Here is a 25,277-nt window from a genome sequence, read left to right on the forward strand (position 1 = left end):
GCGCTTCTCGAACATGCGCCATCAAAAGGTTCGCGCCTAACGGCCTGACAAGAGTGCCAAGGGGCCGGGGGCGCTCCCTGCCTCCAGCCCTTGATACCAGCGCGCGATGGTCTCGCGTTCCTCGGGCTGCATGAAGCTGACATTGCCGGGCGGCATGGCGTGGCTGACGCCCGCTTGCAGGTAGATCGCGCGCGCCGCCCGCGCGATGGCGGCCTCATCATCCAGATGCACGCCGCGCGGGGCCCAGTGCAGGCCGGGCCAGGCAGGCTCTGCCGCATGGCACATGGAACAGCGGCCCAGAACGATATTCGTCACCTCCTCGAACCCCGCGCTCTCCACGATCGGGGCCAGGGTGTCGGGAATGGCGGCGCTACCCTCTGCCGCGCGGGGGGCGGGCAGGGCGGACAGCCAGATGATCGCCACGAAAATCACCGCCGTCGCCCCCCATGTCCAATGCGGATTGCCCGTGCCCGCGTGGCGGGTGTTGAACCAATGCCGGATCAGAACCCCCATCAGGAAGACGAGGCTTGCGATGATCCAGGCGTTTTGTGTCCCGAAAGCCATCGGGTAATGGTTCGACAGCATCAGGAACACGACCGGCAGCGTCAGGTAATTGTTGTGGGTCGAGCGCAGCTTGGCGATCTTGCCGTATTTGGGATCGGGCGCGCGCCCGGCCTTGAGGTCGGCCACGACAATCCGCTGGTTGGGCATGATGATCAGGAAGACATTCGCCGTCATGATCGTGGCGGTAAAGGCCCCCAGATGCAGCAGCGCCGCGCGCCCGGTGAAGACCTGGTCGTAGCCCCAGGCCATGGCCACCAGAACCCCGAACAAGAGCACCATCAGCGTCGTGGGGCGGTTGCCCAAGGGGCTCTTGCACAGGGTGTCGTAGATCAGCCAGCCGATCCCCAGCGAGCCTGCGGAAATCGCCACCGCCTGCCAGGCGGCCAGATCGACCTTGTCGTAATCGATCAGCACCATTTCCGCCCCGGCCCAATAGACCAGCGCCAAAAGTGCCGCCCCCGACAGCCATGTCGTGTAGCTTTCCCATTTGAACCAGGTCAGGTGCTCGGGCATCGCCTCGGGCGCGACCAGGAACTTGCGGATCTGGTAGAAGCCGCCGCCATGCACCTGCCATTCCTCGCCATGCGCGCCGGGGGGGAGGCCCGGCGCCTTGCGCAGGCTCAGGTCCAGCGCGATGAAATAGAAACTCGACCCGATCCAGGCCATGGCGGTGATCACATGCAGCCAGCGAACCGCAAAGGCGATCCAGTCTGTCAGGATGGCAAGGTCGAGCATCGGCAGAGGTCCTTTCACGACGGGAATGGACCCTCAGGCTATCGCGGTGGGCTACTTTCTGATAATTCCTGATTGTGCCAAGCACTTTCAAGAATTTCAAAAGAATGCCGCCATGAACAACATCAACAACATCCGCATGTTCGTGCGCGTCTACGAGCTGGAAAACATGTCGGCGGCCGCGCGCGACCTGCGCGTGTCGGCGGCTGTCGCTTCGGCCCGGGTGGGCGAGCTGGAAAAGCACCTGGGCGTCCGGCTCTTCACCCGCACCACCCGCTCGATCCAGCCGACCGAACAGGGGCGCATCTTCTATGACAAGGCGGTGGCGATCCTCGATGCCGTCGACGATGCCGAGGCCGCAGTGCACGAGGTCACCCGCAAGCCGCGCGGATCGCTTTTCGTGGCGGCCCCCCTTGGCGTCGGTCGCCGCCTGATCGCCCCGGAAATCGCGGGGTTCCAGGCGCTTTATCCCGACATCTACGTCCGCCTGCGCCTGTCGGACCGCAAGATCGACATGACGACCGAAGGGTTGGACGTGGCCTTCATCCTCGGCAATCCGCCCGATTCCGCCCATCGCATCCGGGTGATTGCCGAATGCGCCCGCGTGCTCTGCGCCGCGCCCGACTACATCGCCAGGCGCGGCGCGCCCGAACACGGGGCCGATCTGGTGAACGATGCGCATGATTGCCTGCTTTTGCGCTTTCCCGGCTCGACCGAGTTTCGCTGGACGCTCGACACCAGCGACGGCCCGCAATCCTTTGCCGTGGCGGGGCCGGTCAGTTGCGATGATGGCGACGTGCTGACGCAATGGGCGCTCGACGGGCGCGGGATCGTGAACAAGCCCGTCTTCGACGTGGCCGACCACCTTTCCGCGGGGCGCTTGGTGCCGGTCTGCCGCAAGACCCCGCCGCCGCGCGCGCAACTGGCCGTGCTCTTTCCGCACAAACGCAACCAGGCCCCCAAGAACCGCCTGTTCATCGACTACATGGTCGACCGGATCAAGACGCGGCTCCGCGCGCCGGGTTAGCTCCCGCGATAGGTCGAATAGCCGAAGGGCGAGAGCAGCAGCGGCACGTGGTAATGCGCCTCCTCCGCCATGCGAAACCGCAAGGGCACGAGGTCGAGGAACGTATCCGGCGCGCCATGGGCCCGCAGGTAATCGCCCGCGTGAAACACCAGTTCGTAATCCCCGGTGGCAAAGCCGTCCTTGGGCAGGATCGGCGCATCGGTGCGGCCGTCCGAATTGGTCCGCGTCTCGGCCAGACGGATGCGCGTGCCATCTGCCTCCACCCGGTCGAGCGTGATGGTGACGCCTTGGGCGGGCAGCCCGCGCGCGGTGTCCAGAACATGTGTGGTCAGGTAGCCCGGCATCGTGTCCTCCTGCGGTTCATCCGGTTCTGGCCCGTTCGATGCGGGCGGCAAACAGCATCCTTGGGCGAAACACTTTCAAGAAATTCTTGAAACCGTGATCTTTCATCCCGGTCTAACCTGAAGATCAATCTCAGGAGGATGACGTGACACGCAATCGCCCCGAAATGCAAGCAGCACCCCCGCGCCCGTCCCGGATGGGCCGCGCGGAATTCGTGCAGCGTTTCGGCGGCATCTACGAGCATTCGCCCTGGATCGCGGAACAAGCCTTCGACGCGGGGATCGGCCCCGATCAGGACAGCGCGCCGGGGCTCCACGCGGAGCTGGCCCATGTGTTCCGCCACGCCGATGACGCGGCGCGGCTGCAGGTCCTGACCGCCCATCCCGATCTCGCGGGCAAGCTGGCCGCCGCGCGCCGCCTGACCCCGGAATCGACGGCCGAACAGGCAGGCGCAGGTCTCGATGCCCTGACCGACGCCGAGCGCGCGCGCTTTTCCGACCTGAACGCGCGCTATGTCGCGCGGTTCGGATTTCCCTTCATCCTCGCGGTGCGCGATCATGACAAGGCAGCGATCCTCGAAACCTTCGAGCGCCGCCTCACCCATGACCGCGACAGCGAATTCGCGGAAGCCTGCCACCAGGTGGAACGCATCGCGCACCACCGCCTAACGGATGTCCTGATGCCATGAGCAATCCCGACCGCAGCTATTACACCGCCCTTGGCGGCCACCCGCCCCAGACCCAGCTGATGACCGACCGCGCCGTCTTTACCGAGGCCTATGCCGTCATCCCCAAGGGGGTCATGCGCGACATCGTCACCAGCGCGCTGCCCTTTTGGGATGCGACACGCGCCTGGGTGCTGGCGCGCCCCTTGAGCGGTTTCGCCGAAACCTTCGCCCAATCGATCCTCGAGATCGGACCGGGCGGCGGCTCGGACCGTCCCGAACCCGATGCGGGCGTGCAGGGCGTGCTGTTTGTCGTGGGCGGCAGCGTCACCGTCACGCTGGGCGGCAGGGATCATGATCTTGCGACCGGCGGCTATGCCTATCTGCCCGCAGGCAGCGGCTGGACCATCCGCAACCAAGGCGACCGGCCCGCCACGCTCCATTGGGTGCGCAAGCGCTACGAGCCGGTCGAGGGGCTCGACCACCCCGAGGCGTTTTTCACCAGCGACGATGCCGTCGCCCCCACGCCGATGCCCGGCACCGAGGGGCGCTGGGCCACCACCCGCTTTGTCGATCCCGCCGATCTGCGCCACGACATGCATGTAAACATCGTGACCTTCGAACCCGGCGCCTCCATCCCCTTTGCCGAAACGCATGTGATGGAACACGGGCTCTACGTGCTCGAGGGCAAGGCCGTCTACCGGCTCAACCGCGACTGGGTCGAGGTCGAGGCGGGCGATTTCATGTGGCTGCGCGCCTTTTGCCCGCAAGCCTGCTACGCGGGTGGGCCGGGGCGCTTTCGCTACCTGCTTTACAAGGACGTGAACCGCCACCCGGCCCTGCCGGGCGGCATGCTCTAGGCGGGCTTGCCCGCCATCGCGGCCGTGCCCCGGAAGGAGGAGCCGGGGCCGCCGCTTTCCCCACCGCAAGACGCGGCGGCGGAACCTGTCAGGGAGGACAAATGATGGCAGACGCAACCCTCGGAACGCCGGAGCAACTCCGCGATCCAACCTATACCCCGCCGCTGGTCAAGGCGGTGCCGCTCGGCATCCAGCATGTGCTGGCGATGTTCGTCTCGAACGTCACGCCCGCGATCATCGTCTGCGGGGCTGCGGGCTTCGGCTTCGGCTCGAACAGCCCCGATTTTCCCCAGATGATCTACATGATCCAGATGTCGATGTTCTTTGCCGGCATCGCCACCCTGTTCCAGACCATCGGCTTCGGTCCGGTCGGTGCGCGCCTGCCCATCGTGCAGGGCACGTCCTTCGCCTTCATCCCGATCATGGTGCCGCTGGTGGCGGGGCAGGGGGTGGATGCCATCGCCGTGCTGATGGGCGGCATCCTTGTGGGCGGCCTCTTCCATGCCTGTCTGGGCATGTTCATCGGCCGTCTGCGCTTTGCGCTGCCGCCGCTCGTGACCGGGCTTGTCGTGATGATGATCGGCCTCGCGCTGGTCAAGGTCGGCATCCAGTACGCGGCAGGTGGCGTGCCCGCCATCGGGACGCCGGAATACGGCAGCCTGCAGAACTGGGCCGTGGCGGGAACCGTCATCCTCGTCACGCTGGCGCTCAAATTCTTCGCGCGCGGCATGCTGTCGGTCTCGGCCGTTCTTCTGGGGCTGCTCGCGGGCTATGCGGTCGCCTGGTCCATGGGCATGGTGAGCTTCGCCGCCGTGGGCCGCGCCGCCCCCGTGGCTTTGCCCAATCCGTTCCACTTCGGCCTTGAATTCTCGGTCGCCGCGATCGTGGGCTTTTGCGCCATGTCCTTTGTCAGCGCGGTCGAAACCGTGGGCGATGTCTCGGGCATCACCAAGGGCGGCGCGGGCCGCGAGGCGACCGACAAGGAGATCCAGGGCGCAACCTATGCCGACGGTCTGGGCACCGCCGTGTCGGGTCTTTTCGGCGCGCTTCCCAACACCTCCTTCAGCCAGAACGTGGGCCTGATCGCCATGACCGGCGTGATGAGCCGCCATGTCGTGACCATCGGCGCGATCTTCCTGATCCTCTGCGGCCTCGTGCCCAAGGTCGGCGCGGTGATCTCCACCGTGCCCATCGAGGTTCTGGGCGGCGGCGTGATCGTCATGTTCGGCATGGTGGTCGCGGCGGGCATCTCGATGCTGTCGGACGTGGATTGGAACCGCCGCAACATGGTGATCTTCGCCATCGCGCTGTCCTTGGGCCTTGGCCTGCAGCTGGAGCCCCAGGCGCTGCAATACCTGCCCGATACGGTCAAGGTTCTGGCGACCTCGGGCATCCTGCCCGCAGCGCTGATCGCCATCGTTCTGAACCTCGTCCTGCCCACCGAACTCGCCGCCGAAGCGACCGAGGAGGTTTCGGGCGGCATGGCCGGCAACGGCCGCGGCTCGATGCCGGGGGAGTGACCGGCTCGCGACGGCAAAGCCGCTGACAAGGACAGGGCCGCATCCTTTTGGGTGCGGCCCTTTTCACCTCTGGGGGAGGCGGGGGCTTGGTGCGTTTGCAGTGCTTTCGGGGGGGCAAGCACTGGCGCGGTTCTTGATCCGCGTCTTGGTCTAAACGGTGTGTGTGATACCCAACTCTGGCCCATCAACGAAAAAGTCCGCCAAGGGCGGACTTTTTGCGTGGTCGGTCGACGGTGGGGGTGGCCGAAGCCCGCGACCCCACACGCCTTGCACGGCCAAGGTATCAAAACACCCTGAATAGTCAACAAACGGTCGATGCCTGTTTCATCTTTGGTTGATTTGGCGCCGACTTTCGGGAACGCTTGGGGCGTGTTTGACGGTTTTTGATTAACGGCGGCTCAATGCCCTTCACTCAGGACGAGTTGCACGCGCTGCCGACTGTTTTTTCCGCGCCGAGATTTGCGACCTATCTTGCCGAAACGCAGGGGGACAAGGTCAGGGCCCTCGAATTGTATCAGTGGAATATGGAGGTTTCGTCTGCCTTCCTCGCGCCCTTGCAAATGGGCGAGGTCAGTGTGCGCAACGCAATCGCCGAAGCCATCGAGCTGACCTACGGACCAAACTGGCCATACGAACGCAGCTTCGAGATCGCTTTGCCCAATCCCTCCCGGGCCTACAGCCCGCGACAAAACCTTATCCAACATCGCAACGAACCCACGACAGGCAAGGTGATCGCCGAATTGAAGTTCGTCTTCTGGGAGCGGATGTTCACGCGCCGCCATGATGACACGATCTGGAACAAGCACTTACGAACGGTTCTGCCCCATACCGATGCCGCCAAATCCGTTCAGGACCTGCGCAGGGACGCATACCAGATGTTGGAGGCGATACGGGATCTACGGAACCGCATCGCGCATCATGAACCTATTTTCCGCCGCAATATCCGGGAAGAATATGATCGCATTCGCGCGGTCGTCGCATGGCGGAGCGAGACCGCTGCCAATTGGCTCGACAAGATCGAACAGGTGACCTGCAAGAACCCTCAAAAACCCTAGAAAATCTTGTGCGCTCAAAGGTCCCGGTCTCTCGGACTGGCAGGCCACCGCCCCCCCCTCACCGCACCTGCGCCCCCAGGTTCACCCCCTCGGCCACGCCCCTGACCTCCACGATCCCCAGCCCCAGCCGCAGCCGCCAGACACCGCCGCCCATCTCCTGCACCTCCGGCACCCCCGGCCAGCCCGACAGGTCATAGACGGCACCCGCATCCCAGCCCTCGATCACGCAGACGCCGCCCCAGCGGATGCGGTAGCGTTTCGCCCCGGCGCCTGCCTCGATCCGTGTGACGCCCGTGCCCACGACCACCTCGTGCTCGCCCTCGGCCAACCGGACCAGGTTCCGCCCCGGCCCCGGATCGATGGTCGATGCCCCCTCCCCATCCTCGATCACGTCATTGCCATGGCCGCCGTAGATGTGGTTCCGGCCCGTATAGCCGTAGATCACATCGTCGCCCGTGCCGCCGTCGAGCGTGTCGCGCCCCGGGCCCCCGTGCAGCGTGTCATTCCCCGCCTCGCCGTAGAACGCATGCCGCCGGTTCGCCTGTTTCGCCCGCGCGATCATCAGGTCGTTGCCCTTGCCCCCGAAAAACGTGGCCGCCCCGTGCTTGGGTCCGATCATCACGTCATCGCCATCCGACCCTTTCAGGTCGATCTCCACCCGTTCCGAGGTTTCGAATTCGATCGGGCTGTCGGGATGGGCGACGATGCGGATCACCTTGCCGGTCTGGCCATCGGCCTCCGATCGGCTGACCACCGTGGCGATGCGGATCTTTTCCACATGGGGCGGGCAGTGCAGCACGTAATCGTCGGGGCCCGCCATGTACCACAAGGTATCGGTGCCGCCGTCCTTCTCCTCGACGATCTTTTCCGCATCCGCCCCATAGGCCCAGTAATCGTTGTTCCCGCGCCCCCCCGCCAGGATCACCGATCCATCGACCGCCATCATCGCGTTGACCCCATCGGCGGGGTTTTCCATCCCTCGCAGGTCGAGGCCGAGGTTCAGCGCCCCCTTGACCAGTTCGGCGCGCAAATCCGCCAGCGGGGCAGAGGCCGCGATATTCTCCGTCTCGCCCGGATCGGCGATCAGGTCATAGACATGCTCTTCGCCATTGGGGTAGCGGAAGTAGCGGTATTGCGTCATCCCCTCGACCGAGGGGCGGACCGACAACGTGCCGAACACGCAGGTGACGGGCGACCATTGCCGGTCATATTCCCCGAAACTCGCATCGATCAGCGGCAAGAGCGATTGACCCGATGTCCAATCGGGGCGCGGCGGCAGACCGGCCAGATCCATGATCGTGTGTGCGATGTTGTGCAGGCTCACGGGCAGGGTGATTTCGCGCCCTTCCTCCATCGCAGGATGGTGGATGCCCAGCGGGATATGGGCCGCACTGTCCCACTGGCTCATCTTGTGGAAACTGTCATGCGTCCCGAGGTTGAAGCCGTTGTCCGAAAAGAACACGACCGTCGTGTTCCCCCCGAGGGGGGAGGCCTCCAGCGCCTGCAGAAACCGGCCCAATTCGTGATCCATGTGGGAAATGGCCGCGAAATAGGCGCGCACCACCTGCCGCCATGCCTCGTCGCCCGCCTTTTCCGGGGTCCATTGGCCATTGGCGATATAGGCCGCCTCGTAGACCGCGAAACCGGGCTGGGGCCCGTGGTAATCATCGGCATGCGCGATCGAGGGCCAGCGGATCTTGGCCGGGTCATATTGCGCATAGAACCTGTCGGGCGTGATCAGGTTGTAATGCGGATGCTTGAAGCCCAGCTGGATCAGGTGCCGCCGCCCCGGATCGGCGCGCTGCAGGAAATCGATGGCATTCTGCGCGACGTGGAAATCGTAGAACGTGTCATCCTGCGATCCGTCGTCATCGGGGTGGTTCACCCCTTTGATGCCGGGACCGCGGTCGAGATAGGTCTTCACCCTTGCGCGCTTGCCGCCGTCGGTGGCCTCCGGCTCCTCGTGGAACAGGATGCGGCGGTACTCCTCCGGCATGGGCTGGTAATTGCTGTCGACCTTGCCGGTGGTGAAGGTGTGAAACCCCGCCCGCCGCAGGTCATAGGCCCAGGCTTTCTCGGGCCGGTAGATATCGCGCCAGAACCGGTTGAGGTCGACCAACCCCGACCGGAACGGGCTGATGCCTGTCGCCACCTCGGCCCGGCAGGGCGCGCAGAGCGGTACGGTCGCATAGGCATTGGTGAAGCGCGCCGCCCGCGCCATGAAACGGTCGAGGTTCGGCGTCTCGATCCTCAGGCCAAAGGCGTCGCGCCAGGTGTAGACATCGATCAGGTCATCGACCCAGATCACCACGATATTGCCACCGGCGATGGTCTCGCGGGCAAAGCTCATAGGACCTCCGCCCAGAGGTGAAAGCGCCTCAGCGCCACCAGCGCCGCGCGCTCCTCCGCCCCCTCCGCCTGCAGCAGCGCGCGCCCCGGCCAGAACCAGACATCCGCGATCAAGGCCGCGCCCAGCGTCTTGGTCAGGCCGGGGCGCTGGTTGCGGCAGCCGAAAAACAGGTTGCCCGCCCCCGACAGGACCTGCGCCCTGGCCCGTGCTTCCGCCTCCGGTCCGCCCAGAACCGCCACCGCCAGCCTGTCCCGCATCAGCGAGACAAGCACCAGCCGCGTCGCCTCCGGTTCGGGCGCGGGCAGGGTGATCTCGACCAGGCCCTTGTCATCCTTGACCGTCACCCGCCCCTCGGCCTCGGACAGGTAAAGGTAATTCTCGACCGCCGATTTCTTCGTCCCGCCGCCCGTGTTGAAGGTGAGGATCGTTTTCGCCTCCTCCCCCCAACCCGGCAGGTAGCGCGCGGCGAAACTGGCGGTGGCGGCATCCGGGGCCACATCCTCGGCCACCATCCCGCAATGTAGCCCCTCGCGGCACTGCAGACCCGCCAGATCGCCCGCCGCCCCGCTCAGCCCATTGCCGGTATTGGGCGCGGTCGGGCGCGCGCGCGCACCACGGATCCGGTCGGCCCAGTCCGTCACCGCCCCGGCCTTGTCCGTGACGACCCGCGCCCCGTCCCACCAGAGCGCACCGGACCCATCCAACGCCTCCGACAGGATATCCGCACCCCCATCGCACAGAACACCGGGCGGCAGGTTTTCGGACAAAGCGATCATGCCGCCCCCCCGCTTTTTCCCTCATGCACCGGCAAGATCGCGGGCAAGGCCCAGCGGTTGAGCGGCGCGCCGCTCCGGCTGTCCAGCTGCCAACCATCCCGCACCCCGCCCGGCACACCCGCGCCATAGGCCAGCTGCAGGCCTTGTTCCTTGCCGCTCACCCGCACGAGCAGGGCCTGCGGATCGTCGGGCGCAAGCGTCACCGCCTCGACCGTCACACCCCCGCCAAGCACGGCAAACCCCGCCGCCCCGCCGCCCTCCAGCACCAGGGGCCCCTCGGCCTGCGCCGTGACCCGGATCAGCGGCGCACCCCCCGGTTCCCATTCGGCCAGAAACAGGGTCGGGCAGCGCCATCCTTCGCCCATCGAGATCGCCGCCGCCGTCATCTCGGCCATGCGCAGCCGGGCCGCGTCGGTCGGGCGGTCATAGGCATCGCGGGCAAAGGCATAGCTGGGGCTGGAGAAAATCAGCCGATGATCGCCATGGTTCCACGCCAATTCCCACTGGCCCTGCAACACCGCCGCCGCCGTTTCGGGGTCGAGCCCCGCCTCGAACCGCGCGACAAAGAGCGGCCTGTCAAAGCCCAGCCGCCCCAATTCCCCCTCGATCCGGCGCATGACGGCGAGCATCCCGTCGCGATAGGCGATGGTATCGCCGCCCAGATCCTCCAGCGCGTAATCGAGGCAGATCGCGAGGATCTTTGCCCGCTTGCCCATGCGCAGGGCCGCCGCCCGCAGGTTGCCCGCCGCGCGGATCAGGTTGGCCACCGCCTGACCCCGCGCCAGATCGGCTGCACTGGCCGAGGCGTCGGTTTCCACCCGTGCCACGATCAGGGGCAGGGGGGCGAATTTCTCGATCTGCCAATGCAGGATGGTTTCGCCCACCAATGCCTCATGTGTCACCTCGCGCAGGGGCTCCAGCCGGTCGGTTTCGGGGGCCGCTTCGATCCCCGCCATGCCGACCGCGCCGATATCGTCTTCGGGCGCCACGATGTGATGCGGAAAATCCGACGCGCGGGGATTGGCCAGCGCCGCGCGCGGCCCCCCAAGGCCGAGGATCCCCAGAACCGCCCCCGGCCCGTCGCCCAGAACCGCGCCGCCGGTGACATGGCGGCGGAACCCCCGCACCCCCTGCGCCCCCGCCATTCGCGCGGTAAAGCGCAGCCAATCGCCCTCCCGGCGGACAGCCCAGGCGTCGATGCCCTCGAGCAGTTCCTCCTCCGACCGCTCCTCAGGCCCCTCCGCCGCCTCTCCAACCCCCTCCGTAGGGTGCGCCTTCAGGCGCACCATCCCTGCGCCCGCCCCAGCCCCCAAGCGCAGCGCGATATCGGCGATCACCGTATCGGACAGCCGCATCACGAGCCCCGAGGGATCGTAGCGGATCACGTCGCCATTGGCCGCGCGCACCACGACCCCATGTCCCGCGATCAGCTCCGGGTCGGTTTCATCCTTGCCCGTCACCTCGGCCTCCCTTCCCGTTGCGCGCCGCCAACGCGTCCCGAACCCTATCCGTAGGGTGCGCCTTCAGGCGCACCACCCAACCACGCACAACCACCCCCACGCGTACCGCGCCCCCCGTCACGCGCCCGACCTGTCGAATTGCAAGCTGCCGCCCCCCGCCCGATCCGGGGTCTCGGCAAAGCCCATGGCCTCCAGAACCGGACCATATCCCGCGCGCAGTCCTGCCGCCTCCTCCTCCGTGACGAAGGGAAAAAGAACCCGCCGCACCGTGCCCGGATCCTGCGCCGCCAGAACCTCGGGCGGAACATCGGCGGGACGGTTCAGACGCAACGCCACGGGCCGGAAATCGCGCAGATAGGCGGCCAGCCCGCCCGCCTCTGCGCCGCGATCTGCCGCCAGCCGCAACGGCCCGTCGCTCCATTTCAGCCGGGCGGAATTCTCCACGCCCGCCCGCCGCGCGATCTCCTGGCCCAGCGCGACCAATTCGCTCCGCATGTCCTGCGCCATCACGGTCACGTTTTGCGCGATCCGCACCAGCCGGATCGGCAAGAACCCCACGCCGGTCCCGATCTCGAGCACCCGCGCGCAACCCTCCAGATACCCCGCGATGTTGCGCGCATGCCGCCGCTCGAACCGTCCCGCCACGATCGCCGTCAGCGCCTCGGGCCGAAAGACGCGGGCATCGGCCGGCAGCGCGATCTCGTGGTTGGGGATCCAGTCGGTGGGGATATCCTGGCTCAGGTCGATGGGCGCGGGCATATAGGGATCGCCCCCTTCCACGGCCCATCCCGCCACGGTTTCGGTCCGCCGCTCCTCCTTGGGGCGCGCGCTCGATTTCTTTTCCACCTCGCTCATCAGGGCGGCGATCTTGGCGGGGTCGCGCGCCTTGGGCGGTTTCGCCTCCACATCGGTGATCGGCACCTGCGACGCCGCGATCAGGCTTGCGCGCAGCTCCTCGTAGGCGGGCGTCTTGCGATATTCCTCCAGCCGCGCCTCCACCCTGTCGAGGGCCGCGTGATGCAGCCGGTTCAGCACCGGGTCTTTCAGCAATTCGGCCATGATCCGCGCGCGCTCGGGCGCATGGCGCAGAATGGCGCGATCCTCCACCTCGTTGCGGTCCTGCAGCGACCAGTAATCGGCGTTGTACTTGTCCTTCTTGTTGTTCACGTTGCCGCGAAACTTGCGCACCGCGTAGCTGTCGACGGATTTGACGGCGTAATGGTTCATCTGCGCCCAGTTGTAGCCGATGGTGCGCCGGATCGACCGCCAGCCGCGGAACTTGAAATAATCCTCCATCGGCAGGCCTGATCCGTTCAGCCATTTCACCTGGTCGGGAAACCCGTCCTCCAGGTGCTTGTTCTTGATCGTGGGCCGGTGGATGCCGAGCTTCCAGTATTCGGGATCGAACCGGAACAGCGTCTTGACCCCCCAGCCCTTGTTCCAGAGCGGCGGGGCCGCGCGGGTGTATTGCTCGGTCACGGGCGCGCGCGACCAATCCACCACGCCGCCCGAGCCGAAGATGCGCCAGGTGATGACAACGCCCGTGCCGCCGCGCGCCACCGTGTCATCCAGCATCCCCTCCAGGTTGCCCGAGGGGTGATTGACGCTCAGGAATTCGTCCGCGTCAAAGACCAGCACCCAGTCGGCGGCCCCCACCAGGGGCTCGTTTTGCGCATGGTTCAGCGCCGAAGGCTGCGGCTTGACCCCCTCGGGGATCACGTTGGCCCGGTGATATCCCAGCCCCAGCTCCTCCAGCCGGATCAGCATCTCGTCCGTGCCGTCGGAACAATCATTGGTGTAGACAAGGATATCGGTGAACCCCACGGCCAGATGATGGGCGAACCATTCCAGGAGGAACGGGGCCTCGTCCTTCATCATCGACACGGCCATGACGGTCCCGTGTTTCGAGCTGGGTTTGAGATGCTGCATCGTGCCCCTGCGCCCGGTGCCCCGGCGTCTTCGACTTTCGGTGATTCTACCACGTCGGAGGATCAAGGCAAACGAAAGACCGGCGCGGGTGTACCGCGCCGGTCTGGTGCGTCCGGGGCAGGGGGGCGCTCAGGCCGTGCTCAGCGCTGCCTTGGGGGCCGCCCGGAAATGGCGGCGGTGCAGATAGACCACCAGCCCCACCGCCACGGCCTGCAGGGCCAGCGCCACGGCAGTCAGCGCCCAATAGGCCGTCCCGAATTTCTCGATCAGACCGGCCGCGACAAGGCCATTGTTGATCCAGAACTGGCCCAGCACCGACAGCGCCACGGGCGGGCAGACCAGCGCGTAATTGCCGGGGCTGATCGCGTCACCGGCAAGGAACCGGCGCGCATAGCCGGTGGCCGCCAGAACCGTCAGACCGAAAAGCGCGAACAGAACCTCGACCGACAAGAGCCGCGTCAACAGCATCATGCGATCTGCGGCCTCCATATGCGCCCCGAAGCTCGTGCCAAGCCCATGGGCCTGCCGCAGCATCACGATGCCGAGGATCGTCGTGATCGGAACGACCATCATCAGCGTCGGGGCTTGTTCGGCGGCCACGCCATTCTCCAGGATCGACCGCAGGCCAAGGATCAGACCGACAACCGCGATCAGCACTGCGGCGACGAAAAAGAAACTCGACAGGATCAGCGCGATGCCCGCGACGGTGACATTGCCGCTCATGGCCGCAGGCGCCGCAAGACCCACACCCGTCATCGCCAGCGCAAAGGCCGGCAGCATCTGGGCAAAGGAATTGTTCTTGGCGCAATCGAACCCGCCCGATGCGGTCACCCGCGCGATGAACCGGCCCAGTTGCGTGAACGCCAGCCAGCCCACGGCCAGAAAGGCCACCATCGCCAGCGGGAACAGGTATTCGACCACCGACCACAGCCCCGGAACAAAGACGAGGCCGAGGATGAAACCGCCATTGATCGACATGGCCAGCGCCAGCGGCAGGGCCATCATCTGCGTCTGGGCGTTGGAATTGGCCAGTGCCTGGCCCTTTTCGCTGGCCCAGAAGCCGCGCATCTTGCGCAGGTTCCAGATCAGGAGCGACAGGTTCAGCGCCCCGAAAACGGCGATGCCCGCCAGCGCCACGACGATGGCAAAGGTCAGGGCCGGGTTGCCCGTGGCAAGGGCCGCCGCGATATCCTCGAACACCGCGACGGTGCGGCCGGGATGCGGCACCCAATGCATCAGGTACATGTAGAAGGTGACGGACAGGCCGCCCGCGCCCACGGAGGCGAGGAAATAGAGCGGCGACCATTGGTCGGCGGGTCGTTTGTGGATGTTGGACATGGCTATGCTCTCCTTGATCGGAGAGGGGCTTACGCCATGGGGCAGGGCGGTGTCGGTGACTTTGTTACCAGCGTCAACGAATTTGTGAGGTGGGGTGGGGACGTACGGTGGGTTGCACCCACCCTACGCCATCCCACCCGACGCAGTGCCATGGTGCGCGTGAACGCACACCCTACGCCAACCCCATGCTCCGTAGGGTGCGCCGCTCACGGCGCACCGCCGACGCGCCCGATCACCATATGACCTTAGGGTGGGTGAAACCCACCAAACGCCCCAACCATCCGCGACAAGGGTGGGTTGCACCCACCCTACAGCATGCCCTCGGGCAGCTTCTGTTCCGCCGCCGTATTGGCCCGCCGGAACACCAGCGTCACCAGCGTCGAGACGATCACGATGAACAGCGAATAGAGCGCCGGGACCGCCATGTAGCTCTGCGCCTCATCCCCCGCAAAGGTGAAGGCGATGATCGCGATCGCCAGCGGCCCGTTCTGGATCCCCGTTTCCAGCGCGATGGTCCGCGCATTGCGCGGGTGCAGACGCAGCGACTTGGCGAACAGGTAGCCGATGGTGATCCCCACCAGCCCCAGCGCGATCGCCGCGACATAAGTGGCGGGCGTCGTCGACAGCAGGAACTGCCAGTTCTGCGGCACCCATGTCACCATGATGAACAGGATGAAGAAGAGCGCCAGAACCGATCCCCCGAATTCGATCACCGCGCCCACATTGGCGTTGAGCTTGCGCAGTCCCATGCCGATGGCGACCGGCACCAGAAGCACGATCAGCACCCGGATGATATCCTCCCTCGGGATCTCCAGGCCCAGCACATTGGCGTAAAGCATCAAGATGATCGGGATCAGGATCACCCCCGTCACCGTCGATGTGACCGTCATCAGCACCGACAGCGCCAGGTTGCCCTTGGAGAAATAGGTGAAGATGTTCGAGGTCGTGCCCCCCGGCATACAGGCCATGATCAGGACGCCGATGGCGATGGCCTCGGGCAGGGTCAGGAAGGTGACCAGCAAAAAGCCCAGGAACGGCATGATGCCATATTGCGCGACCACCCCGATGATCAGCCCGTAGGGCCGCTTGAGCGCGAGGTAGAAATCCCGCGGCGTGAGCGATGCGCCCATGCCCAGCATGATCACCGCCACCATGATGCCCAGGAGCGTCTGGGTAAACTCGTCGACCATCCCGCCTACTCCGCCGCGATGCGGGCCAGTTCCTCGGCACGCAGGTCTTTTCTCAGGATCTTGCCGACATTCGACTTCGGCAGCTCGTCGCGGAATTCCACCCGCTTGGGCACCTTGTAGGCCGTCAGATGCTCACGCGCATAGGCGCGCAAGGCCTCGACCGACAGGGCGGCATCGGATTTCACGACATAGGCCTTCACCGCTTCGCCCGTGGCCTCGTCGGGCACGCCGATCACGGCCACCTCCAGCACGCCGGGATGGGCGGCCAGGACATCCTCCACCTCGTTGGGATAGACATTGAACCCCGAGACGACGACCATGTCCTTCTTGCGGTCCACGATGCGCACATAGCCATCGGCATCCATCACCCCGATATCCCCGGTCAGAAACCAATCGCCATGCATGACCTTGGCGGTTTCCTCGGGCTTTTCCCAATAGCCCAGCATCACCTGCGGCCCGCGCGCCGCGATCTCGCCCGGCTCGCCCTGCGCCACCGGCTGGCCCGCATCGTCCAGACAGGCGATCTCGGTCCCCGGCACCGGCACGCCGATGGACCCGGCCCGCGCCTTGCCCACCGGCTCAAAGGTCAGGACCGGCGCCGTTTCGGTCAATCCATAACCCTGGATGACCGGTGCGCCCGTGATCCGCTCCCATTTCTCCGCCACCGAGGATTGCAGCGCCATGCCGCCCGCGCTTGCGAATTTCAGATGCCGGGGCGGGCTGTCGGTGAACCAGACCTCGTTCGTGAGCGCGTTGAACAGCGTGTTCACCCCGCTCATCCAGGTGATCTTGTAATTCTCGAAGGCCCTCTTGAGGTTCGACAAGGGCTTGGGATTGGGGATCAGCACGTTGCGCGCCCCCAGCCACCAGAATCCCAACAGGTTCACCGTAAAGGCAAAGATATGGTACATCGGCAAGGCGGTCAGCGCGACCTCGCGCCCCTTGTCCAGGTCGCCCACCAGCAATTCCATCACCTGTTCCATGTTCACGAGCAGGTTCGCATGGCTCAGCATCGCGCCCTTGGACACGCCCGTCGTGCCCCCGGTATATTGCAGCACCGCGACATCGCCCGGACCCACGCCCTGGTGATAGGCATCGACCTCGATCCGCGCTTGGGCCGCCTTGGCCCGGCCTGCGGCCAGCGCCTCGGGCAGGCGGATATGGGCGATCCTGATGGGCTTGACCGACCGGTCCCAGTATTTCTGCACCAACCCCACGATCCCGCGCGGCAGGACGGGCAGGAATTCGGCCACCCGCGTCACGATGACATTGGGGATCGGATGGCCCGCGGTGGCCTGCGGCACCTTGTCGGCGAACATGTCGGCGATGATCAGCGCATGGGGGCGGGCATCGGCGAACTGCCGCGCCATTTCCTCGGCGGTATAGAGCGGGTTGACATTGACCAGCACGCAGCCCGCCTTCAGCACCCCGAAAGCCGCCACCGGAAAGGACAGGCCATTGGGCATCTGCAAGGCCACCCGGTCCCCCGCCTTCAACCCCGCGATCTCGCGCAGGTAGACGGCCAGCGCATCCGACATCTCGTCGACGCGGGCAAAACTCAGCGTGCCGTTCATGCCGTTGGGCAAACAGCAGGTGAAGGCGGGATTGCGCCCATGGGTCCCGGCCACGCTGCGGATCATCTCCGCCAGGTTGCGATAGGCGGGCTCCGAAATCTCGGTGCGCGCGCCCGCGCGGTAGAATGCCGTCCAGGGTTTGTCCGGATGGTCCATGAGCCTCCCCTCTCACGTCGTTCCTGACGGCGGACGCTAGCGCAACTCCGCTTGCGCGTGAAACGAAATCCGTCGGAACGTCGCGTCACCTCGCCCGACACGCGCGCCCCTTGCAACCGCCCGCGCCCTTGGCCAAAGCTGTGCCGCCAGAACCGGAGACCCCGCCATGCACAGATACCCCCGCGACCTGACCGGCTACGGTGCCACCCCCCCCGATCCGCAATGGCCCAACGGCGCCAGGATCGCCGTCCAGATCGTGATGAACTACGAGGAAGGCGGCGAGAACAACATCCTGCATGGCGATGCCGCCTCCGAAGGCTTCCTGTCGGAGATCACCGGCGCCCAGCCCTGGCCGGGGATGCGGCACTGGAACATGGAATCGATCTACGAATACGGCGCGCGTGCGGGCTTCTGGCGGCTGCACCGGATGCTCGCGCATCTGCCCGTCACCGTCTACGGCGTGACCAGCGCGCTCGCCCGCGCCCCCGAACAGGTCGCCGCGATGAACCAGGCGGGCTGGGAAATCGCCTCCCACGGGCTCAAGTGGATCGAACACAAGGATATGGACGAGGCGACGGAACGCGCCCTGGTCGAGCAGGCGATCGCGCTCCATACGGAGGTGACGGGCGCGCCCCCGCGCGGTTGGTACACCGGCCGCTCCTCGATGAATTCCGTGCCGCTCGCGGCCGAAACCGGGCTTTTCGCCTATATCGCCGATGATTACGCCGATGATCTGCCCTATTGGCGCCGCTTCGGCGACCGCGACCAGCTGATGATCCCCTATACGCTCGACGTGAACGACATGCGCTTCGCCATCCAGGCAGGCTTCACCGAAGGTTCCCAGTTCGAGCAGTATATCCGCGACACCTTCGACTGCCTCTATGCCGAAGGTCAGGCCGGCCGGCCTGCGATGATGTCCATCGGCCTGCATTGCCGCCTCGCCGGGCGTCCGGGCCGCGCGCTGGCCCTCAAGCGCGCCATCGACCACATGGCCTCCCATGAGGGCGTCTGGTTCGCCACCCGCCTCCAGATCGCCGAACATTGGGCGCGCACCCATCCCCCGCAGGCCCGCACCCGCCCCTCCGAGATGGACCGCGCCACCTTCGTCGCGGAATTCGGCGGCATCTTCGAGCATTCCCCCTGGATTGCCGAGCGCGCCCATGGGCTGGAGCTTGGCCCCACCCATGACACGGCCACGGGCGTCCATTCCGCCCTTGCCCGCATCTTCCGCAGCGCGAGCGCGGCGGACCGCATGGGCGTGCTCACCGCCCATCCCGATCTGGCCGGAAAACTGGCAGCGGCCAAGCGGCTGACCCCCGACAGCACGGCGGAACAGGCCAGCGCCGGGCTCGACGCGCTCACCGATGCCGAACGCGCCGATTTCACCGCGCTCAACGCGGCCTATACCCAGAAATTCGGCTTCCCCTTCATCATCGCCGTGCGCGACAACACCAAGGCCTCGATCCTCGACGCTTTCCGCCGCCGCCTCGAGCAGGACCGCGACACCGAATTCGCCGAGGCCTGCCGCCAGGTCGAACGCATCGCCGAATTGCGCCTGCGGGAGAAACTGGGATGAGCGAGACGATCCTCATCCAGCCCCTGACGGAAACGGCCTTCGCCCCCTTCGGCGAGGTGCTCGAGACCTCGGGCGATCCCGACCGGATCATCAACCAGGGTCTCTGCGGGCGCTGGCACGACCGCGCGCGCCTCGACATCCTTGATGGGCAGGCGGGCATCAGCCTCTTTCGATCCGAGACCCGCGCGCTGCCCTACAGTCTCGACATGGTCGAACGCCACCCGCTGGGAAGCCAGGCCTTCCTCCCGATGTCCCATGACCCGTTCCTCGTGATCGTCGCCCCCGACGAGGGCGGGCGCCCGGGCCGCCCTCTGGCCTTCCGCACCGCGCCCGGGCAGGGGATCAACATCGCGCGCAACACCTGGCACGGGGTTCTGACCCCCCTTCACGCGCCGGGTCTTTTCGCCGTGATCGACCGGATCGGCGAGGGCGCGAACCTCGAGGAACACTGGTTTCCCACCCCCTACACCGTCCGCGACGCCTGAGGTCGGATCAGAGGGCTCTGCCCCCGTCGCCAAAGGCGACGATTCCTGAGTGAGGGGGCTCTGCCCCCGTCGCCAAAGGCGACGAATCCCAAGTAAGGGGGCTCTGCCCCCGTCGCCTTTGGCGACTCCCCCGGAGTTTTCCGGCCAAGATGAAGGGGAGGCCGCGCCTTCATCTTGGCGAAAAAACTCCCGCCGGAGGCTCCCGCAGCCGCCACGGGCGACAGGAAAGAATTTGCGCGGAGAGCCTGTAAGCCGGATTCTGTCCAAGGGGTCGCCCCCTCTGGATGGCCATTCCTCTGGACGCGGGGTTGCCCTCGCGCCTCAAGCTGCCAACCCGGATGCCTGGGGGCGAAGCCATCCCCCGGGGTTGCCCCCGCGACATCCCTATTCGGCATTGCTCCCGGTGGGGCTTGCCGTGCCGCTCCTGTTGCCAGTCGCGCGGTGGGCTCTTACCCCACCGTTTCACCTTTTCCTCAGGGTATCGCCGAGGCGATGCCCGAAGGTAGTTTCATTTCTGTGGCGCTGTCCGTCGGATCGCTCCGCCCGGGCGTTACCCGGCACCGTGGCTTCGGGGAGTCCGGACTTTCCTCGAACGGTTGCCCGCCCGCGGCCATCCAGCCCTCCGCGCAAGCCCCAGCTACGCTGCAATGCGCCCGTCTTCAAGCGCCGATGCGCGCCGCCATCTCGGCCATGATCGCGCAATCGCGCCCGTCAAGCGGGCCCTTGCGCCCATGCCGGAACCGCAGGCGAAAGGCCGCGAGCAGCAGCGCCTCCTCCACATCGGGAAAACCATAGGCCAGCGCATCGGCGCGGAACCTTGCGGGATCAAGCGGCGATGCGGCCCGACCCTCGGGCCAAAGAGCCAGCCCGCCGCGCGCCAGCCTTTCCCAGTCGAACCGCGGGCCGGGGTCGATCTTGCGTCCCGGCGCCATGCAGGAATGGCCGATCACGCCCTCGGGCCGGATCGACCAGCGCGCCAGGACCCCGGGCAAAAGCCCCTCCAGCCCATCCATCATGGGTGCCGCAAAGGGCGAGGCCCCGTCATTGTCCAGCTCGATCCCGATCGAGCGCGAATTCACGTCGCCGCGCCCGCGCCATTCCCCCGCCCCCGCATGCCAGGCGCGCGCTCCCTCCTCGACCAGCGCCACGACCTGCCCGTCGCGGCGGATCAGGTAATGCGCCGACACCTCGCGCGCGGGATCGCAGAGCGCCCGGATCGCCACCTCGCAATCGGGCATGGCGGTGTAATGGATCACCACCAGCTCCGGCCTCAGCCCATCCCGGCGCGGCCCGAAATTGGGCGACAGGCTCAATTCCGGGCCGCCGCCGCGGCGCTGCGAAAGACCGACGGGTCCCAGCCACAGGCATAGCCGTCGCCATCGGGGTCAAGCCCCTGCCGATCGCGCCCCGGCCCGCCGTTTTGCAAGAACCATTCCTGCGCCAAATCCCCCGACCGAAAGGCGCGGCAGGCGCGCTCATGCCGCTCGGCCGAGATGGGCCGCCGCGTATAGCGCCGCTCGCCCAGGCCATGATTGGTCGCCAATGCGTAATCCACGATATTGGGGCCCAGCCCCTCGGGCCGCTCGGGCAGGGCGCTCGGGGCCACCACCACGCGTTCGGCCTGCATCCTTGCGCGCCGTTCGGCATCGCTTTCGATGGTTTCGCGGGTGGCCACGGCGTCGAAATCCTGCTCGTCCGAGATACCGGGATTGCCGGGCAGGGCGCTGGCCAGAACCACAGGCTCGGGCGCGACCGGGGCAGGGGCGGGCGCCACCGGCGCTGCGGGGCTGTCGCGCAGGGCGGCCATGGTCGCGGCGGCGATGCTCTCGGGCTGCGCGGCAGCGGTCACGATCACCGGGGCAGGGGCCGCAACCGGCGTCGCACCCGCCCCCGCAGGCGGCAGGGCCGCGCTCACCGGGGCGAGCGGCGAGATCACCGTTTCGGGCACACGCACCGCAGCCTCGCCGCGCAGCATCGCGCGCCGCGCCTCGAAAGCCTGAAGATCGCTGAAGCCCACGCCCTGGGCCACATCATTGGGCGGCGCGCCACCCGTGCAGCCCGCAAGCCCCAGAACAACGCACAGACCAAGGACAGCGGGGACACCGCCCTTCCGGAAACCTGCCAACATGACTGCCTCGAAACATTATCGTTTTCGAGACATTACCACCATTTCGCCGGTTTCGCCACAAATCCCGCCGCCTGTTCCAGCGCATGGCCGATGTTGAGCAGATCGCCCTCTTCCCAGGGTCTGCCGATCAGCTGCAGGCCGAGCGGCAGCCCCTGCGCATCGATCCCCGCAGGCACGGCCAGACCCGGCAAACCGGCAAGGTTCACCGTCACCGTGAAGACATCGTTGAGATACATCTGCACCGGATCGTCGAATTTTTGTCCCAGGGCAAAGGCGGCCGACGGCGTGGCGGGCGTCAGGATCGCGTCGATGCCCTCGGCAAAGACCGTCTCGAAATCGCGCTTGATCAGGGTGCGGACCTTGCGGGCGCGGTTGTAATAGGCGTCGTAATAGCCCGCCGACAGCACATAGGTGCCCACCATCACCCGGCGGCGCACCTCCGCGCCAAAGCCTTCGGCGCGGGTCTTTTCATACATCTCGGTGATGCCGTCGCCCGGCGACAGCTTGGCGCGATAGCCGAACCTGACCCCGTCATAGCGCGCCAGGTTCGACGAGGCCTCGGCGGGCGCGATCACGTAATAGGCGGGCAGCGCGTATTTCGTATGCGGCAGGCTGATGTCGCGGATCACGGCACCGGCATCGGCCAGCATCTCGCGGCCCTTCGCCCAGAGCGCCTCGATCTCTTCGGGCATGCCCTCCATCCGGTATTCGCGCGGAATGCCGATGACCTTGCCGCGAATGTCGCCGGTCAGCATCGCCTCGAAATCGGGCACGGGCAGATCGGCGCTGGTCGAATCCTTGGGGTCATGGCCCATCATCGCCGCGCCCATGATGGCGGCATCGCGCACCGTTTTCGTCATCGGCCCCGCCTGGTCGAGCGACGAGGCGAAGGCCACGATCCCCCAACGCGAACAGCGCCCGTAGGTCGGCTTCAACCCCACCGTGCCGGTAAAGGCCGCAGGCTGGCGGATCGACCCGCCCGTATCGGTGCCGGTGGCCGCAAGACACAGATCGGCGGCAACAGCGGCGGCAGACCCGCCCGAGGAACCGCCGGGCGTCAGCGCCGCATCCGAATTGCCCGCGCGCCACGGGTTGATCGCATTGCCATAGACGCTGGTCTCGTTGGACGAGCCCATGGCGAATTCATCCATGTTCAGCTTGCCCAGCATCACTGCACCCGCATCGCGCAGCTGCCCCGACACGGTCGATTCGTATTCGGGCCGGAACCCTTCGAGGATGCGCGACGCCGCCTGGCTCGCCACGCCCTCGGTGCAGAACAGATCCTTGATCCCCACCGGGATGCCGCACATGTCGGGGGCATCGCCCGCCTGGATCCGCTGATCGGCGGCACGCGCCCGCTCCAGCGCGATCTCGGGCGTCTTGTGGACAAAGGCCCCCAGCGCATCGGCGGCATCGATGGCGGCCAGACAGGCTTCGGTCAGCGCCACGCTCGTCGTCTCGCCCCGGCGCAGCGCGTCGCGGGCCTCGGCGATGGTCAGTTTCGTCAGGTCGGACATGTTCACTCCACCACCTTGGGAACCGCGAAAAAGCCCTCGCGCGCATCGGGCGCGTTGGACAGGACGGCGGCTTGCTGGTTGCCGTCGCTCACCACATCCTCGCGGCGGGGCAGGCGCATCGGCGTGACGCTGGTCATCGGTTCCACGTCGCTCACGTCCAGCTCCTGCAATTGCTCGATGAAGCCGAGGATCGCGTTGAATTCATCGGCAAGCGCGGGCAGGTCGGCCTCTTCCACGCGGATGCGGGCAAGTTTGGCGACCTTGGCGGCGGTGGCGCGGTCAATCGACATGGGCTGATTTCTCCTTGGGCCGATGCGGCGGGACAGGGGGCGGTTTAGCCGCGCCACGCCCCGCCCGCAAGCATGTCGGACAGCCCCTTTGCGCTGTGCCCCGCGCCTGTCTATCCTGCCGCCCGATACGGATCATCCCGAGGGAGGGGAACATGAAATACACATGGCTCGGACATGCCGGGGTGCGGCTCGACATCGGCGACCAGGTGCTCCTGATCGATCCATGGGAACAGGGCAATCCGATGTTTCCCGCCGAAAACCGGGCCGCGGTTTTCGCGGGCGCGACCGCGATCCTGATCACCCATGGCCATTTCGACCATATCGCGGGTCTGGGCGACCTGGCGCGTGAACTGGATGTGCCGGTCTACGGCATGGTCGAACTGATGGGCTGGCTCGGCGCGCAGGAACAGGGCGTCAGCTTCACCGGCTTCAACAAGGGCGGCACGATCCGGCTTGGCGATGTCGCCGTCACCATGGTCCATGCCGTCCATTCCTCCTCCGTCGGGCGCGACGGCCCGCCGATCTATGCCGGCGAGCCCGCAGGCTACATGATCGAGGGAGAGGGGCGCGCCGTCTATGTCTCGGGCGATACCGACGTGATGGCCGACATGAAGATCTGGGCCGATATCCACGCCCCCGATCTGGGCATCCTCTGCGCGGGCGGCCATTACACGATGGGCATGAGCCGCGCGGCCTATGCGGCCTCGAAACTCTTCAGCTTCAAGACCGTGATTCCCTACCATTACAAGACCTTCCCGGCCCTCGAACAATCCGCCGACCCAATGAAGGCGGCCTTGCCGGGTGTCCGCGTCCTCGACCCCGATCCGGGTGTGACGATCGAGGTCTGAGGGACGGCGTGCGCAAAGCTCTTAAAGCGCGCGTTCCATCTCCACCGCCGGAAAGGTAATGCCGGGGCGCAGCGCGATGACGATCTCGCCCCGTGTCCGGAATCCCATCGCGCGGTAGAATGTCTCTGCCGTCTTGGTGGATTGGCAGATCATCCGGTCCACGCCCATGGCCAGCGCATCGGCCAGAACCCGCGTGACGATGGCCTGACCCAGCCCTTGGCGCAGATGGTCGGGATGGGTGGCGACATGGCGCATATGCCCGATCTCGGGCAGGCCCGCGCCGCCCTGCGGCGGTGAGCGGCTCCAGCCGCCCGCCGCCAAGGCGCGGCCCTCCTCGTCCTCGGCCATGAAAAAGCTGCCCGACCGCAGCAGCGCAGGCTCTGCGCGCGACATCAGCGGCAGCGCCGTCACCAGCACCGACGGCGCGTAATCGCGCTTCAAGAGCGCCGGGTAGCTCGTGGCAAGCAGCGTGTCGATGGCACCAAGATCGGCGCCGGTCGTCGTCCGGATCGTGATCGTGTCGGTCATGGTCTTGGCTTTCGGGGATCGGTCATTCGGACCGCTGAAAACGAAAAAGGGCCGCGGCGGTGTTCCCGTCGCGGCCCTCAGGTCGGATATGGAAAGGCGGATTACTTGATCTTGCCTTCCTTGTATTCGACATGCTTGCGCACGACGGGATCGTACTTTCGTACGGTCATCTTGTCGGTCATGGTGCGCGCGTTTTTCTTGGTCACGTAGAAATGGCCCGTCCCGGCGGTCGAGTTCAGGCGGATCTTGATGGTCGTCGGCTTCGCCATGGGTCGGGCTCCTGCACAAATCGGGGCGGAGCGTCGGGCGCACCGCGTCAAGTCTTGAGTTTGGGCCTTTTACCCGTGCCGACACCCGAGTCAACCCCA

At 66.4% G+C, this 25,277-nt stretch carries 22 protein-coding genes, 1 other RNA gene and 1 pseudogene; 8 read left to right on the top strand and 16 right to left on the bottom strand.

Features of this window, described 5'->3' with window-relative positions; translation table 11 throughout:
- Positions 1-36 precede the first annotated feature (36 nt).
- Entirely contained in the window at positions 37-1,299 is a 1,263-nt protein-coding gene (locus tag AABA51_RS03760; protein ID WP_338274546.1) for a urate hydroxylase PuuD, read from the bottom strand.
- A 112-nt stretch (positions 1,300-1,411) separates the two neighbouring features.
- Here AABA51_RS03760 and AABA51_RS03765 point away from each other — a divergent pair, with 112 nt between their 5' ends.
- Entirely contained in the window at positions 1,412-2,323 is a 912-nt protein-coding gene (locus AABA51_RS03765; RefSeq protein ID WP_338274548.1) for a LysR family transcriptional regulator, read from the top strand.
- Here AABA51_RS03765 and uraH read toward each other — a convergent pair.
- Positions 2,320-2,667: a hydroxyisourate hydrolase gene (gene uraH / locus AABA51_RS03770; RefSeq protein WP_338274550.1), complete on the bottom strand. Its 348-nt coding sequence runs from the start codon at positions 2,665-2,667 to the stop codon at positions 2,320-2,322. The two genes, AABA51_RS03765 and uraH, sit on opposite strands and share 4 nt — an antisense overlap.
- 179 nt (positions 2,668-2,846) lie before the next feature.
- Between uraH and uraD the strand changes: the two are divergent.
- From uraD to AABA51_RS03790, 4 genes and pseudogenes are all read left to right on the top strand, one after another.
- Positions 2,847-3,353: pseudogene (gene uraD, locus AABA51_RS03775) on the top strand (2-oxo-4-hydroxy-4-carboxy-5-ureidoimidazoline decarboxylase); the annotation flags it as partial.
- On the top strand, positions 3,350-4,189 hold the full coding sequence (locus AABA51_RS03780; RefSeq protein ID WP_338274552.1) for a bifunctional allantoicase/(S)-ureidoglycine aminohydrolase: 840 nt from the start codon (positions 3,350-3,352) through the stop codon (positions 4,187-4,189). The pseudogene uraD and the gene AABA51_RS03780, both read left to right, overlap by 4 nt.
- Positions 4,190-4,293: 104 nt before the next feature.
- Positions 4,294-5,709: a uracil-xanthine permease family protein gene (locus tag AABA51_RS03785; RefSeq protein ID WP_338274554.1), complete on the top strand. Its 1,416-nt coding sequence runs from the start codon at positions 4,294-4,296 to the stop codon at positions 5,707-5,709.
- A 401-nt stretch (positions 5,710-6,110) separates the two neighbouring features.
- Complete coding sequence (locus AABA51_RS03790) at positions 6,111-6,764, top strand: hypothetical protein (protein ID WP_338274556.1); 654 nt, start codon at positions 6,111-6,113, stop codon at positions 6,762-6,764.
- Between the two features lie 58 nt (positions 6,765-6,822).
- Here AABA51_RS03790 and AABA51_RS03795 read toward each other — a convergent pair whose 3' ends face one another.
- From AABA51_RS03795 to AABA51_RS03825, 7 genes are all read right to left on the bottom strand, one after another.
- Positions 6,823-9,114 (bottom strand): sulfatase-like hydrolase/transferase, encoded by a 2,292-nt coding sequence (locus tag AABA51_RS03795; RefSeq protein WP_338274559.1) that lies wholly within the window; start codon positions 9,112-9,114, stop codon positions 6,823-6,825.
- Positions 9,111-9,890: a hypothetical protein gene (locus AABA51_RS03800; protein WP_338274560.1), complete on the bottom strand. Its 780-nt coding sequence runs from the start codon at positions 9,888-9,890 to the stop codon at positions 9,111-9,113. Before AABA51_RS03800 ends, AABA51_RS03795 begins: the two co-directional genes overlap by 4 nt.
- Positions 9,887-11,350 (bottom strand): hypothetical protein, encoded by a 1,464-nt coding sequence (locus AABA51_RS03805; protein WP_338274562.1) that lies wholly within the window; start codon positions 11,348-11,350, stop codon positions 9,887-9,889. Before AABA51_RS03805 ends, AABA51_RS03800 begins: the two co-directional genes overlap by 4 nt.
- A 117-nt stretch (positions 11,351-11,467) precedes the next feature.
- Positions 11,468-13,279: a glycosyltransferase family 2 protein gene (locus AABA51_RS03810; protein ID WP_338274564.1), complete on the bottom strand. Its 1,812-nt coding sequence runs from the start codon at positions 13,277-13,279 to the stop codon at positions 11,468-11,470.
- 129 nt (positions 13,280-13,408) lie between these two features.
- Positions 13,409-14,617 carry a TsoY family (seleno)protein gene (locus AABA51_RS03815; RefSeq protein WP_338274566.1) on the bottom strand — a complete coding sequence of 403 codons (1,209 nt, stop codon included), beginning with the start codon at positions 14,615-14,617 and terminating at the stop codon, positions 13,409-13,411.
- 308 nt (positions 14,618-14,925) lie between these two features.
- Positions 14,926-15,807 (bottom strand): bile acid:sodium symporter family protein, encoded by an 882-nt coding sequence (locus tag AABA51_RS03820; protein WP_338274568.1) that lies wholly within the window; start codon positions 15,805-15,807, stop codon positions 14,926-14,928.
- 5 nt (positions 15,808-15,812) lie between these two features.
- Positions 15,813-17,537, bottom strand: coding sequence for an AMP-binding protein (locus AABA51_RS03825; RefSeq protein ID WP_338274571.1), 1,725 nt, complete (start codon positions 17,535-17,537; stop codon positions 15,813-15,815).
- A 166-nt stretch (positions 17,538-17,703) separates the two neighbouring features.
- On the opposite strand from AABA51_RS03825, the gene puuE reads away from it, so the two are divergent.
- Positions 17,704-19,113 carry an allantoinase PuuE gene (gene puuE / locus AABA51_RS03830; RefSeq protein WP_338274573.1) on the top strand — a complete coding sequence of 470 codons (1,410 nt, stop codon included), beginning with the start codon at positions 17,704-17,706 and terminating at the stop codon, positions 19,111-19,113.
- The gene (locus AABA51_RS03835) at positions 19,110-19,598 is read left to right on the top strand and encodes an ureidoglycolate lyase (protein WP_338274575.1); all 489 of its coding nucleotides are present in this window, start codon (positions 19,110-19,112) and stop codon (positions 19,596-19,598) included. Before puuE ends, AABA51_RS03835 begins: the two co-directional genes overlap by 4 nt.
- Positions 19,599-19,830: 232 nt before the next feature.
- Here AABA51_RS03835 and rnpB read toward each other — a convergent pair.
- The 5 genes from rnpB to gatC all read right to left on the bottom strand — a co-directional run bounded on the left by rnpB (position 19,831) and on the right by gatC (position 23,533).
- Positions 19,831-20,224, bottom strand: an RNA gene (rnpB, locus tag AABA51_RS03840) — RNase P RNA component class A.
- Positions 20,225-20,257: 33 nt separating this feature from the next.
- Positions 20,258-20,911, bottom strand: coding sequence for an N-acetylmuramoyl-L-alanine amidase (locus AABA51_RS03845; RefSeq protein ID WP_338274576.1), 654 nt, complete (start codon positions 20,909-20,911; stop codon positions 20,258-20,260).
- Positions 20,908-21,726, bottom strand: a complete 819-nt coding sequence (locus AABA51_RS03850; RefSeq protein ID WP_338274578.1) for a hypothetical protein — start codon at positions 21,724-21,726, stop codon at positions 20,908-20,910. Before AABA51_RS03850 ends, AABA51_RS03845 begins: the two co-directional genes overlap by 4 nt.
- A 32-nt stretch (positions 21,727-21,758) precedes the next feature.
- Positions 21,759-23,243 carry an Asp-tRNA(Asn)/Glu-tRNA(Gln) amidotransferase subunit GatA gene (gatA, locus tag AABA51_RS03855; RefSeq protein WP_338274580.1) on the bottom strand — a complete coding sequence of 495 codons (1,485 nt, stop codon included), beginning with the start codon at positions 23,241-23,243 and terminating at the stop codon, positions 21,759-21,761.
- Positions 23,244-23,245: 2 nt separating this feature from the next.
- Positions 23,246-23,533 (bottom strand): Asp-tRNA(Asn)/Glu-tRNA(Gln) amidotransferase subunit GatC, encoded by a 288-nt coding sequence (gene gatC, locus AABA51_RS03860; protein WP_338274582.1) that lies wholly within the window; start codon positions 23,531-23,533, stop codon positions 23,246-23,248.
- Positions 23,534-23,685: 152 nt separating this feature from the next.
- Between gatC and AABA51_RS03865 the strand changes: the two genes are divergently transcribed.
- The gene (locus AABA51_RS03865; RefSeq protein ID WP_338274584.1) at positions 23,686-24,381 is read left to right on the top strand and encodes a metal-dependent hydrolase; all 696 of its coding nucleotides are present in this window, start codon (positions 23,686-23,688) and stop codon (positions 24,379-24,381) included.
- Positions 24,382-24,402: 21 nt separating this feature from the next.
- Here AABA51_RS03865 and AABA51_RS03870 read toward each other — a convergent pair whose 3' ends face one another.
- A complete protein-coding gene (locus tag AABA51_RS03870) occupies positions 24,403-24,909 on the bottom strand; it encodes a GNAT family N-acetyltransferase (RefSeq protein WP_338274586.1) in 507 nt (168 codons plus the stop codon).
- A 101-nt stretch (positions 24,910-25,010) separates the two neighbouring features.
- Positions 25,011-25,178 carry a 50S ribosomal protein L33 gene (gene rpmG / locus AABA51_RS03875; protein ID WP_109667404.1) on the bottom strand — a complete coding sequence of 56 codons (168 nt, stop codon included), beginning with the start codon at positions 25,176-25,178 and terminating at the stop codon, positions 25,011-25,013.
- Positions 25,179-25,277: the final 99 nt, after the last annotated feature.

This window comes from Roseicyclus marinus (assembly GCF_036322625.1).
Lineage (GTDB): Bacteria > Pseudomonadota > Alphaproteobacteria > Rhodobacterales > Rhodobacteraceae > Roseicyclus > Roseicyclus marinus_A.

What these genes read in the sequence shown, in the direction of transcription:
- AABA51_RS03760 (WP_338274546.1), bottom strand. Translation starts at nt 1,299, where the DNA reads ATGCTCGACCTTGCCATCCTGACAGACTGGATCGCCTTTGCGGTTCGC.
- AABA51_RS03765 (WP_338274548.1), top strand. Translation starts at nt 1,412, where the DNA reads ATGAACAACATCAACAACATCCGCATGTTCGTGCGCGTCTACGAGCTG.
- uraH (WP_338274550.1), bottom strand. Translation starts at nt 2,667, where the DNA reads ATGCCGGGCTACCTGACCACACATGTTCTGGACACCGCGCGCGGGCTG.
- AABA51_RS03780 (WP_338274552.1), top strand. Translation starts at nt 3,350, where the DNA reads ATGAGCAATCCCGACCGCAGCTATTACACCGCCCTTGGCGGCCACCCG.
- AABA51_RS03785 (WP_338274554.1), top strand. Translation starts at nt 4,294, where the DNA reads ATGGCAGACGCAACCCTCGGAACGCCGGAGCAACTCCGCGATCCAACC.
- AABA51_RS03790 (WP_338274556.1), top strand. Translation starts at nt 6,111, where the DNA reads ATGCCCTTCACTCAGGACGAGTTGCACGCGCTGCCGACTGTTTTTTCC.
- AABA51_RS03795 (WP_338274559.1), bottom strand. Translation starts at nt 9,114, where the DNA reads ATGAGCTTTGCCCGCGAGACCATCGCCGGTGGCAATATCGTGGTGATC.
- AABA51_RS03800 (WP_338274560.1), bottom strand. Translation starts at nt 9,890, where the DNA reads ATGATCGCTTTGTCCGAAAACCTGCCGCCCGGTGTTCTGTGCGATGGG.
- AABA51_RS03810 (WP_338274564.1), bottom strand. Translation starts at nt 13,279, where the DNA reads ATGCAGCATCTCAAACCCAGCTCGAAACACGGGACCGTCATGGCCGTG.
- AABA51_RS03815 (WP_338274566.1), bottom strand. Translation starts at nt 14,617, where the DNA reads ATGTCCAACATCCACAAACGACCCGCCGACCAATGGTCGCCGCTCTAT.
- AABA51_RS03820 (WP_338274568.1), bottom strand. Translation starts at nt 15,807, where the DNA reads ATGGTCGACGAGTTTACCCAGACGCTCCTGGGCATCATGGTGGCGGTG.
- AABA51_RS03825 (WP_338274571.1), bottom strand. Translation starts at nt 17,537, where the DNA reads ATGGACCATCCGGACAAACCCTGGACGGCATTCTACCGCGCGGGCGCG.
- puuE (WP_338274573.1), top strand. Translation starts at nt 17,704, where the DNA reads ATGCACAGATACCCCCGCGACCTGACCGGCTACGGTGCCACCCCCCCC.
- AABA51_RS03835 (WP_338274575.1), top strand. Translation starts at nt 19,110, where the DNA reads ATGAGCGAGACGATCCTCATCCAGCCCCTGACGGAAACGGCCTTCGCC.
- AABA51_RS03850 (WP_338274578.1), bottom strand. Translation starts at nt 21,726, where the DNA reads ATGTTGGCAGGTTTCCGGAAGGGCGGTGTCCCCGCTGTCCTTGGTCTG.
- gatA (WP_338274580.1), bottom strand. Translation starts at nt 23,243, where the DNA reads ATGTCCGACCTGACGAAACTGACCATCGCCGAGGCCCGCGACGCGCTG.
- gatC (WP_338274582.1), bottom strand. Translation starts at nt 23,533, where the DNA reads ATGTCGATTGACCGCGCCACCGCCGCCAAGGTCGCCAAACTTGCCCGC.
- AABA51_RS03865 (WP_338274584.1), top strand. Translation starts at nt 23,686, where the DNA reads ATGAAATACACATGGCTCGGACATGCCGGGGTGCGGCTCGACATCGGC.
- AABA51_RS03870 (WP_338274586.1), bottom strand. Translation starts at nt 24,909, where the DNA reads ATGACCGACACGATCACGATCCGGACGACGACCGGCGCCGATCTTGGT.
- rpmG (WP_109667404.1), bottom strand. Translation starts at nt 25,178, where the DNA reads ATGGCGAAGCCGACGACCATCAAGATCCGCCTGAACTCGACCGCCGGG.